The sequence below is a fragment of the Sphingobium sp. L-44 genome, from assembly GCF_056859495.1.
Window position 1 is genome coordinate 1 of record NZ_JBSXOQ010000099.1, and the last position, 10623, is coordinate 10623.

Genomic DNA, 10623 nt, shown 5'->3' on the forward strand with positions numbered 1-10623 from the left:
GTGGGCGTAAGCTATGATCCGGTCCATGGCGCGCTGCTGGTCGCCGATGACCTGTCCAACAGCGTCTGGAGGATAGCCCCAACCCGTCGCTGACATGAGGCAAAGAGCAAGGAGAGAGAAAATGGAGAAACGACAGGAAGACGGCGAAACGGTAACCCATCTCTCGAAAGTCGAGGCGCGCAGCGGATCGCGAACGACCGTGACCCGGTCGATATTGGTCACAAGCCTTGCGCTGGTCATCGCGGTTCTGCTCATCGTGGTTGCGATCGGCTATTTCAGGGCCGACCAGACCGGCGCAGACGAGGTCAATGGCGACAACAGCGCACGATCCGCCGTCCGACAAGATTGAATCCATGGATCAAATCGGGCGCGATTACGTTAAGGGCGCGAAATGAAAGGAAGCACACCCATCGTGCCCGATGAGAGCATAGCCAAGTCGCCCTACCCCGATGTCATGGCTTCCATTTTTTCTCCGGCGCCTGCGCCCGCAGAATCGCTCAGGACGAGGCTGTCCTCCTTCCCCTGGGAGAAGACGGCATTGGGCGCCAGGGCCAACTGGCCGATTTCGCTACGCACCACGGTCGAACTCGCGCTCGCATCGGATTTTCCGATGTTCATCGCCTGGGGCGAAGCACAGCTCTTCCTTTACAATGATGCCTATGCGCCCTTCCTCGGAGCCCGTCATCCTTCGGCGCTTGGCCAGCCGATGCGTGATGTCTGGCCCGAGATCTGGCATGAGCTTTCGCCCCTGATCGACCGGGCGCTTGGCGGCGAGACGGTCTCGGTCGAAGACATGCATCTCGTCATGACCCGCAATGGCTATGCCGAGGACACCTGGTGGACCTTTTGCTACAGCCCGCTGCGCAACGACGCGGGGGAGATTGCAGGCGTTCTCGACGTCGCGGTGGACGTCACGCAGAAATTTACCGATGCCCGTCGAATCGCGGAAGAACAGTCCCGGCTGGAGAAAAGCGAGGCGCGCTTCAGCGCTCTGGTTGGCGCAACGTCCGACGCCATATACCAGATGAGCGCCGACTGGCAGGAAATGCGCCAGCTCGATGGCCGCGGTTTCCTGATCGATACGCAGGCGCCATCGGTTCGCTGGCTCGAGCTTTATATCCCGCCCGATGACCAGGCCATCGTGAAGGATGCGATTGCCAGAGCCATCGAAACCAGAATGCCCTTCATGCTCGAACATCGGGTTCGCCAGGCCGATGGCACCATCGGCTGGACCGCGTCGCGCGCAGTGCCCATTCTCGACGATGACGGGCAGATCCTCGAGTGGTTCGGTACGGCCACCGACGTGACGGCATCGCATCTTTCGCGCGAAGCCCTGGCCACAAGCCGGGAGAAGCTGGAACTCGCCACGCGCGCCACCCGCCTTGGCCAGTTCGACTATTGGCCGCAGACCGGACAGCTTGAATGGGACGATCGCTGTCGCGCCCTCTTCGGCCTGCATCCCGGCGCCCCCGTCAGCTATGAAACCGCCTTTGTGGCCGGCCTGCACCCCGATGATCGCGAAGGGGCCGATGCAGCGGTGCGCGCCGCGCTCGATCCGGCCGGCATCGGCATTTTCGACACCGAGTATCGCACGGTCGGGATCGAGGATGGGGTCGAGCGGCACATCCATGCCCAAGGCCTGGCGATGTTCGAGGGCCAGGCCCCGATCCGCCTTATCGGCACCGTGCAGGACGTTACGGCTGACCGTCAGGCGCAGGCCGTCCTGCGTGAAGTAGAGGAAAGGCTACGCCTTGCCGGGCGGGCCACCAATGATGCGGTGTGGGACTGGAATTTCCGCGACGATCATGTGACCTGGAACATCGCCCTCGAGCACGCCTATGGCCACAGGCTCGAAAATGTCGAACCGACCGGCGAATGGTGGCTGGACCATATCCACCCGGATGACCGGCAGCGGATCAATGACAGCATCCATGCGGTGATCGATGGCGAAGGCACCGACTGGACCGACGAATATCGCTTCGCCCGCGGCGACGGTCGCTATGCCGATATCCTCGATCGAGGCTATGTCCTACGCAGTACGGCCGGAGAGCCCTTGCGCATGGTCGGTGCGATGCAAGACATGTCCGCCCGCAAGGCGATCGAGCGTCAGCTCGAGGAGGATCGCCGCAGGCTCGCCGAGGAGGTCGAGACCAAGACGGCCGAGCGCGACAGGGCGGAGGAAGCGCTGCGCCAGTCGCAGAAGATGGAAGCGGTCGGCCAGCTGACGGGTGGCCTTGCGCATGATTTCAACAATCTGCTGACGGGCATTTCCGGGGCCTTGGAAATGATGCAGATACGTATCGCGCAGGGCCGGGTCGGCGAGATCGACAAATATTCCGTCGCCGCCCAGGGCGCCGTCCGCCGCGCCGCGGCGCTCACCCATCGCCTGCTCGCCTTCTCCCGCCGACAGACGCTTGATCCCAAGCCGGTCAATTCCAACCGGCTGATCTTCGATCTGGAAGAGCTGATCCGGCGCACGGTGGGGCCACAGATCCAGGTCGAGACGGTGGGCAAGGCCGGTATCTGGACAACCCTGGTCGATCCCAACCAGCTTGAAAATGCGCTGCTCAACCTCTGCATCAATGCGCGCGACGCAATGCCGGATGGGGGACGCATTACGATCGAGACTGCAAACAAGTGGCTGGACGATGCAGCAGCGCGCGAGCGCGATCTGGAACCTGGCCAATATGTCTCGATCTGCGTGACCGACACCGGCACGGGCATGACGCCCGAGGTGATTTCGCGCGCCTTCGATCCCTTTTTCACGACCAAGCCGATGGGCGAAGGCACCGGCCTTGGCCTGTCCATGATCTATGGTTTTGCCCGCCAGTCCGGCGGGCATGTGCGGATCTATAGCGAGATCGGCACGGGCACGACCATGTGCATCTATCTGCCCCGCCATTTCATGGAGGACGAAGGGAGTGACGACGCGTCCCCGCCCCCTCTCCTGCCCGCGATGGTCGCCGACAAGGCGATGAAACGCGGCAGCATCCTGGTGGTCGATGATGAACCCACGGTGCGCCTCCTCGTCGTCGAGATTGCGCAGGAACTGGGCTATGATGTGCAGGAGGCAATGGATGGTCCAGGTGCCATGCGGCTGCTGCAAAATGGTGCAGCCTTTGATCTGCTGATCACGGATGTGGGGCTACCCGGTGGCATGAACGGTCGCCAGGTGGCCGATGCCGCGCTCAGCCTCCTGCCCGATCTCAAGATCCTGTTCATTACCGGCTATGCGGAAAATGCCGTCATCGGTAACGGACAATTGGCGCCGAACATGGCGCTGGTGACCAAACCCTTCGCCATGGACGCGTTGGCCAAGAGAATTGGCGACATGCTGCCCTGATCCTTCAGGCCGCGACCAATCAGCCAACGCACCTGTCGACAGCATCACCAATAGCGCTAGCCGGCCTCCGGCTGGCGACTGCCATTTTGCGGCCAGCGTCCAGCAACGACTTCCACGGACGACGGATCATGTGCGGGGTCTTCCGCGTTCATGGGGCAAGCAAAAAGGACAGAGATGATGCTTGCCAACGCCCGCCGTGAAAGCCTGACCCGCCCGATCTTCTCCCTCGTCGAGGCAGCCCTGCCCGCCCTTTCCGCTACGGAGAGCGAAGCGATCGAGGCTGGCAACAGCTGGTGGGACGCCGCTCTTTTTACCGGTAATCCGGACTGGGATCAGCTCCTTGCCGTGCCGCCCGCCCGGCTGACCGATGCGGAGCAGGCCTTCATGAATGGCCCCGTCGAACAGCTGTGCGGGATGATCGACGACTGGCGCATGACCTGGGAAACGCACGACCTGTCGCAGGAAGCCTGGGACTATCTCAAGCAGGAAAAATTTTTCGGGATCATCATTCCTGAAGAACATGGCGGTCTTGGCTTCTCCAATTTCGCCCATAGCGAGATTGTCCGCAAGATCGCGACCCGGTCCGTGTCCGCGGCCGTCACCGCCATGGTTCCCAACAGCCTGGGTCCGGGCGAACTCATCCTGCGCTTCGGGACGAAGGAGCAGCAGCGCTACTGGCTGCCGCGGCTGGCGGACGGACGTGAAATTCCCGCTTTCGGCCTGACCAGCCCGGAAGCCGGCTCCGATGCCGCCGCAATGGTCGACGAAGGCGTCATCTGCAAAGGCCAGTGGGATGGCGAGGAGGTGGTGGGCATCCGCCTCAACTGGCGCAAGCGCTATATCACCCTGGGTCCGGTTGCGACCTTGCTGGGCCTCGCCTTCAAGCTGCGCGATCCCGACCATCTGCTGGGCGGGCAGGAAGAGATCGGGATCACGGTCGCGCTGGTCCCCACCGACCTTCCCGGCGTCTCGATCGGGCGCAGGCATATCCCCTCGATGCAGAGTTTCCAGAACGGCCCCAATGAGGGCCATGACGTGTTCATCCCGCTCGATAACATCATTGGCGGCCCCGATCGCGTCGGCCAGGGCTGGAAAATGCTGATGAGCGCGCTGGCGGCCGGCCGGGGCATTTCCCTGCCTTCCCTGTCTGCCGCCGCCGGCGCCTTTGCGGCCCATACGACCGGTGCCTATGCGCGGGTGCGCTCCCAGTTCAACCTGCCGATCGGCAAGTTCGAGGGGATACAGGAGCGGCTGGCGCGGATCGCGGCCAATGCCTATCTGCTCGATGGCGCGCGCCGCCTCACCTGCGCGGGGCTCGATCAGGGGAATCACCCCGCCGTCATTTCCTCGATCCTGAAGCTCCACGCGACCGAACGCATGCGGACCGTCATCAACGACGCGATGGACGTGCATGGCGGCAAGGGCGTGATCGACGGGCCCAATAATTATCTCGGCAACCAGTATCGCGCGATCCCGGTCGGGATCACGGTCGAGGGCGCCAATATCCTCACCCGCAGCCTGATGGTATTCGGCCAGGGCGCGATCCGCTCCCACCCCTATCTTCTCAAGGAGATTCGCGCGGTCGCAGATGCCAATCGCGGGCGGGCGCTGGCGCAGTTCGATGATGTGCTGTGGAAGCATGTCGGCCACGCGCTCAAGACCGCGATCCGCGCCTTCGCGCGCAACTGGACCGGCGGCCTGTTTGCACCGGCACCCAAGGCCGGGCGCGCGACCCGCTATTATCGCCAGATGAGCCGCTATGCCGCGGCCTTTGCCTTCATATCCGACATATCCTTCCTGACCCTGGGCCGCGAGCTCAAGCGGCGGGAACTTCTCTCTGCCCGGCTGGGCGACATACTGTCGGAACTCTATCTTCTTTCCGGCGCCCTCAAGCGCTGGGAGGATGAAGGGCGACAGGATGATGACCTTCCCCTGCTCGCCTGGTGCATGGACAGCGGCTTCGCCACGATCGAACAAAGGTTCGTCGAGATCATCGAGAATTTTCCCGCGCGGCCCGTGGGCTGGATGCTGCGCCTGTTCATCCTCCCCTTTGGCCGCCGTCGTCATGGCCCGACGGACCGGACCATCCGCCAGTGCGCGCAGATCATCCTGGAACCCTGCCCAGCGCGCGAACGGCTGATCGACAATGTGTTCATCGACGGCCCGGAAGAACCTGTCGCCCGCCTGACCGAAGCCTTTCGCCTGATGGTGGATACCCAGCCGATTCACGACCGGCTGCGCAAGGCGCAGATCAAGGATTGGGCCAAGGCGCGCGAGCGCGGCCTGCTGTCGAGCGCAGAACTGGCGCAGCTTGAAGAGGCCGATCGCGCGGTCGCAGACGTCATCGCCGTCGATGATTTCGCGCCCGAGGAGCTGCGGCGCAATGCTGCTGCATCGAATCTGGCGCAGGCCGCCGAATGAGCCGGCCGGTCTATATTGTCGATGGCGCCCGCACGCCTTTTCCGAAAGCGCGCGGCGCTCCCTTCACGCCTGTTGATATGAAGGCATGGTCCGCGGGCAAGATAGCGCTCGACTGGGACATTCCCGAAGCGCACAGGGATAATCTGCCCGAGCGGATCGGCGCGGCCATGCCCATCGAGACATTTCCGTCCTTCCCGTTCGGCACGGACTTTACGCAGATCGAGCAGCAGCTGCTGCCGGCGATGCAATATCTGGCAGACCATGCGGCAAGACCCGCCCAGCTGGCCGCCCTGATTGCGCGCGGCCTGCGCGGTGGTCAGCCCGACGAACCGGAACTGGCCGCGCTCGAGCGCATGGGGCTGGATGCGCCCCATGGCGTCAGGGAGCATAGCTACCGTGCGCTCATCCTGGGGGCCCTGCGCAGTGCCGGACAATAAGGACAGGAAAGAGGCGATCGCGGCAGGCGTCATTTCGGCAGACAGGGGAATGGTCCAGATGCATGAAGCCAAGGATAGCCCGCACCCCGATCTTGACGCGGAAGAGGCGGCGCATGTCGAGGAGCGCAGCACGGGTTCGGCAAAGGTCGTCCATGAGGTCGTGCGGCTCCAGGGCGAGGAAGAGCTGGATCGACCGATCCTCGCACTCATGCTTTCTGGCCTGGCCGCCGGCCTCGCGATCACCCTGTCGCTCATGTCCGAACTGTTCCTGCGGGCAAGGCTGCCCGACACAGACTGGGCGCCTCTCATCTATCTGCTGGGCTATCCGGTCGGATATCTGATCGTGATCATGGGGCGGCTGCAGCTCTTTACCGAAAGCACGGTCACAGCGGTGCTGCCCGTCGCAACCCGTCCAAGCCTTGGCAATCTGGGCCGGCTCGCGCGCCTGTGGGGCTGCGTGCTGGCCGGGAACCTTGTCGGCGTCACGCTCGTGAGCGCGCTGATGGCCGGTGAGGTCATCATCACGCATGAACAGCGCATCGTGGCGCTGGATATTCTCGCCAAGCTCGAATGGCAGGACTGGTCAAAAACCCTGATGCTCGGCATTCCGGCAGGCTTCATCATGGCCGCGATTGCATGGGCCCTGCCCAATGCCAAAGGCAGCGAATTCTGGGTGATCTTCCTCCTGACCTATGTCATCGGCCTTGGCGGCTTTTCGCATGTCGTCACCGGCTCGTCCCAGATCAGCTTCCTCTGGCTGAGCGGCGAGGTCAGTTTCCAGCAGGCCTGGTTCGGCTTCTCTCTGCCTGCGCTCATCGGCAACATCATCGGTGGTAGCGGCCTGTTCGCGGTCCTGGCCCATGGGCAGATGCGAAGCGACCTTACCGAAGGAGGGGGCGACGCCGGCATGGCCGCCAGGCCGGCTGGTGTCCTGCAGAAAAGGTCGGATGGAGGCGCCGGCCGCGGGCGGAATGATACAAGTTGGAAGCCTGGATCGACATGATGGCCGCATCGCCCGTCGAGCCACGCAACGATCGCCTGGCTCATGTGTTGGAAGGACGGCGCGGGTGCGAGGCGGGGACATTCAATGCAACGGTCCGTGCCAGGAGAGGCCCCGAAATCCTGATGCCTTGCCCGGAGCTCACCAATGTCCAGAATGACCGTTTCCGACCTCTTCACCCAGACGCTCCATCTGGCTGGGGTGAAACGCATTTATGGCGTGGTGGGCGACAGCCTCAATGGCATCACCGAAAGCCTGCGGCGTCAGGGCAATATCGACTGGATCCATGTGCGGAACGAGGAGGCAGGCGCATTTGCCGCCGGTGCGGAGGCGCAACTGACCGGCGAACTGGCCGTTTGCGCGGGGTCCTGTGGCCCAGGAAACATGCATCTGATTAACGGTCTCTATGATTGCCACCGAACCCGTGTTCCCGTCCTTGCCATTGCCGCCCAGATTCCCAGTGCCGAGATAGGCTCCAACTATTTCCAGGAAACCAGGCCTGAAGCCCTGTTCAGGGATTGCAGCGTCTATTGCGAGACCATTTCCGATCCTGACCAGATGCCGCGCACGCTCGAGACGGCCATACGTGCTGCGGTAGGGCATCGCGGCGTTGCCGTCGTATCGATCCCGGGCGACGTGGCGCTTGAGGCGGCCGAGGGAAAACTCGCGCGATCAATCGACGCGCTCCTGCCCGCCAGGCCCCTGATCCACGCGGCGCCCCGCGAGATCGAGAAACTGGCAACCCTGCTCAACGATGCGGGGCGCGTCACGATCCTTGCCGGGCGAGGCTGCAGGGATGCCCATACCCAATTGCTGCAAATTGCCGGTGCGCTCCAGGCCCCGATCGTTCACGCGCTGGGCGGCAAGGAATGGGTCGAACATGCCAATCCCTATGATGTGGGCATGACCGGCCTGATCGGCTTCTCGTCGGGCTATGAAGCGATGATGGCCTGCGATCTCCTGCTGATGCTCGGCACCGATTTTCCCTATCGTCAATTCTATCCGACGAAGGCGAAGGTCGCGCAGATCGACATGCGCCCTGAAAATCTGGGACGCAGGACACCGATCGATCTGGGGCTGGTGGGGGATGTCGGTGCGACGATCGAAGCCCTTCTGCCCTTGCTGAAAGGCGATCGCGACGCCGCCTTCCTTGCTTGGGCCAAAGACAATTACGCCAGGGCGCGTGAGGGACTGGACGAGCTTGCCGACGGCAAGCCGGGCGGGATCCTGCATCCCCAGCATGTCGCGCGGGTTCTGAGCGAACAGGCAAGCGACGACGCGGTCTTTGCCTGCGACGTCGGCACGCCGACGGTCTGGGCAGCCCGTTATCTCAAGATGAATGGCCGTCGCCGGCTGCTTGGCTCCTTCAACCATGGATCGATGGCCAACGCGCTGCCGCAGGCTATCGGCGCGCAAGTTACCTGTCCCAATCGGCAGATCGTCACCTTATCGGGCGATGGCGGCCTTGCGATGCTGATGGGCGAGTTACTGACCCTGCGGCAGCTCAACCTTCCGGTGAAGATCATCCTTTTCAACAACGGCACCCTGGGCTTTGTCGAGATGGAAATGAAGGCCGCCGGTCTTGTCGAGACAGGTGTCGCGCTCGACAATCCGGATTTTGCCGCCATGGCCCGCAGCATCGGCATCCATGGCGTAAGGGTGAGCGATCCCGGCGATCTGGACAGCGCGATGCGGGACGTCCTGTCCCATCCCGGCCCGGCCTTGCTGGATGCCGTGACCGCGCGAACCGAACTGTCGCTCCCGCCCAAGGTCACGCTTGAACAGATGAAGGGCTTCACCCTCTATATGGCCAAGGCGATCATGAGCGGCCGCGGCGATGCCATCATCGAACTTGGCAAGACCAATGCCGGGCTGCTGCGAAAACTATTCTGACTAGCGCGCACCTATCTGGTCGGCGCCGCCAAGACCGAAGGCGGCGCCATGGGGCACAAGCCGCCATCCGCAGAAAAAGGACGTTCTGCGCTCGAAGCTGAAACAGGTGATGCGGCGTGCCCGACAGGGCTCGCCCGATGCGACCATTGTCATATCTCCGGCAGCCCCTGTGCCGAAAAGCCCCATCCCTTCAAACCCTTCGCCCTTTTCAAGAGAAGAGCGGCATTGCCGATGCCGAAGGGATGCGCATCCTTCATGTCGGCAAGCTCGTCCCAGTCGATCGGGACTGCGACTGGAGCGCCGGGGCGGGCACGGGCAGAATAGGGCAGGATCGCCGTGCTGCCGGGCTGGTTACGCAGCCAGTCGATGAAGATGCGGCCCTTGCGTTTCGCCTTGCTCATGGTCGCAACGAAGCGGTCGGGCTCTGCCGTGCTGAGCGCCTGGGCGAAGCGGGAGGCGAAATCCTTGTGGGTATCCCAGTCGTGCCCAGGCGTCAGCGGCACCACGACATGCGCGCTCTTGCCGCCCGAGAGCATGGCAAAGGAGACGAGGCCGATGTCTGTTGATTTCCACTGAGAAGTGCCCCGGTGAGAAGTGTCCCGGGTTTTCCATCGAGAAGTCCCGCTATACGATGCCAGCAGGGCAAACGCCGTATGACGGCTCTCTACCAATTCTGCCTTCGATCCATCTCTCGCAAAAGGCAGCAAAGTCCCAGCCCCGGTGGTAAGCGGACTGGCCGCTCATGGGCGCACCATTTTCCCGATAGAACGGCTTCGATGGGCGCATGGCTGCTGGGCAGCTCGCAGCAGCGACCGCTAGTCATCCGGTATCAAATCTGCCGCCACCTGACCCGGTAAGTGAGAATCAGCGCGACAACCTGTGCCGCTACAGTGAGAAGTCCTAGCCAAAGGATCGGACCTATCGCGCGCCCCTGGATCGCGATCGCTGACGCGAGGGAAATGACGGTAAGAAGCCATCCAGCTATCCGGAAAGCCAGTGGTGTGACGCCAGACGGCTGCTTTCCACCCTGATCGTGATAATGCTTGGGCATCGACAACGCCAACAGGGACATCCCCAGCACTGCAGGGATAAAAGGCAGCAAAGCCGTCATCAGCTTGACATACGGTTTGCAAGCAGAAGGACAGCTATCGTCAGGATTCCTGTCCCGCCGGCGATCCAGATCCATGCCCGAACCATGTCGCGGGCGAGAAACACCGCCATGATAACCAAAGCGTAGATAAGAAAGCTCGGCATGGTCCCGACCAGCACGGCCGAGGCCTTTCTTCCGGGCAGGCAAAGCGACAAAAATACGATCGCCAGCGAGGTCAATACACAGCCTCCTCCGAAGCCGGCCACTATCCGCGAAAGAATGCTTAGGGTCAGGACTTGTTGATCAAAGCCAAAAGATGACGGTGGCAGCGGGGGCGATGGCGGAGAAGAAGGCTGTCGGGCATCGATCGTAGCGGGTAGCAACCCGGCGCCAATCCTTGAGGCGTCCGAACATGATCTCGATGCGGTTGCGCCGTTTG

9 protein-coding genes and 1 pseudogene are annotated in these 10623 nt (G+C 62.7%); 6 read left to right on the top strand and 4 right to left on the bottom strand.

Annotation, left to right across the window (positions count from 1 at the left end; genetic code table 11):
- Nucleotides 1-121 precede the first annotated feature (121 nt).
- The 6 genes from AC13EK_RS16005 (at nt 122) to poxB (ending at nt 9094) form a co-directional block, all read left to right on the top strand.
- Nucleotides 122-349, top strand: a complete 228-nt coding sequence (locus AC13EK_RS16005) for a hypothetical protein (RefSeq protein WP_069339009.1) — start codon at nt 122-124, stop codon at nt 347-349.
- Nucleotides 350-391: 42 nt separating this feature from the next.
- Nucleotides 392-3343 carry a PAS domain-containing protein gene (locus tag AC13EK_RS16010; protein ID WP_069339008.1) on the top strand — a complete coding sequence of 984 codons (2952 nt, stop codon included), beginning with the start codon at nt 392-394 and terminating at the stop codon, nt 3341-3343.
- 174 nt (nt 3344-3517) lie between these two features.
- A complete protein-coding gene (locus tag AC13EK_RS16015; protein ID WP_277788239.1) occupies nt 3518-5764 on the top strand; it encodes an acyl-CoA dehydrogenase in 2247 nt (748 codons plus the stop codon).
- Between the two features lie 77 nt (nt 5765-5841).
- Nucleotides 5842-6201, top strand: a complete 360-nt coding sequence (locus AC13EK_RS16020; RefSeq protein WP_277788238.1) for a hypothetical protein — start codon at nt 5842-5844, stop codon at nt 6199-6201.
- Between the two features lie 49 nt (nt 6202-6250).
- On the top strand, nt 6251-7204 hold the full coding sequence (locus tag AC13EK_RS16025; protein ID WP_234792541.1) for a formate/nitrite transporter family protein: 954 nt from the start codon (nt 6251-6253) through the stop codon (nt 7202-7204).
- A gap of 144 nt (nt 7205-7348) precedes the next feature.
- Complete coding sequence (gene poxB, locus AC13EK_RS16030) at nt 7349-9094, top strand: ubiquinone-dependent pyruvate dehydrogenase (RefSeq protein ID WP_069339003.1); 1746 nt, start codon at nt 7349-7351, stop codon at nt 9092-9094.
- A gap of 149 nt (nt 9095-9243) precedes the next feature.
- On the opposite strand, the pseudogene ligD reads toward poxB, so the two are convergent.
- The 4 genes and pseudogenes from ligD to AC13EK_RS16050 form a co-directional block, all read right to left on the bottom strand.
- Nucleotides 9244-9654, bottom strand: a pseudogene (ligD, locus tag AC13EK_RS16035) (non-homologous end-joining DNA ligase LigD); the annotation flags it as partial.
- A gap of 269 nt (nt 9655-9923) precedes the next feature.
- Nucleotides 9924-10280 carry a DUF3325 domain-containing protein gene (locus tag AC13EK_RS16040; RefSeq protein WP_081331855.1) on the bottom strand — a complete coding sequence of 119 codons (357 nt, stop codon included), beginning with the start codon at nt 10278-10280 and terminating at the stop codon, nt 9924-9926.
- The gene (locus AC13EK_RS16045) at nt 10205-10423 is read right to left on the bottom strand and encodes a hypothetical protein (RefSeq protein WP_170828805.1); all 219 of its coding nucleotides are present in this window, start codon (nt 10421-10423) and stop codon (nt 10205-10207) included. Before AC13EK_RS16045 ends, AC13EK_RS16040 begins: the two co-directional genes overlap by 76 nt.
- Nucleotides 10424-10487: 64 nt before the next feature.
- On the bottom strand, nt 10488-10623 hold a 136-nt coding region (locus AC13EK_RS16050; protein ID WP_483022157.1), incomplete at its 5' end, for a transposase.

Bases quoted from the DNA above. Each gene is read 5' to 3' on its own strand.
- AC13EK_RS16005 (WP_069339009.1), top strand. From the start codon at position 122: ATGGAGAAACGACAGGAAGACGGCGAAACGGTAACCCATCTCTCGAAA.
- AC13EK_RS16010 (WP_069339008.1), top strand. From the start codon at position 392: ATGAAAGGAAGCACACCCATCGTGCCCGATGAGAGCATAGCCAAGTCG.
- AC13EK_RS16015 (WP_277788239.1), top strand. From the start codon at position 3,518: ATGATGCTTGCCAACGCCCGCCGTGAAAGCCTGACCCGCCCGATCTTC.
- AC13EK_RS16020 (WP_277788238.1), top strand. From the start codon at position 5,842: ATGAAGGCATGGTCCGCGGGCAAGATAGCGCTCGACTGGGACATTCCC.
- AC13EK_RS16025 (WP_234792541.1), top strand. From the start codon at position 6,251: ATGGTCCAGATGCATGAAGCCAAGGATAGCCCGCACCCCGATCTTGAC.
- poxB (WP_069339003.1), top strand. From the start codon at position 7,349: ATGTCCAGAATGACCGTTTCCGACCTCTTCACCCAGACGCTCCATCTG.
- AC13EK_RS16040 (WP_081331855.1), bottom strand. From the start codon at position 10,280: ATGGATCTGGATCGCCGGCGGGACAGGAATCCTGACGATAGCTGTCCT.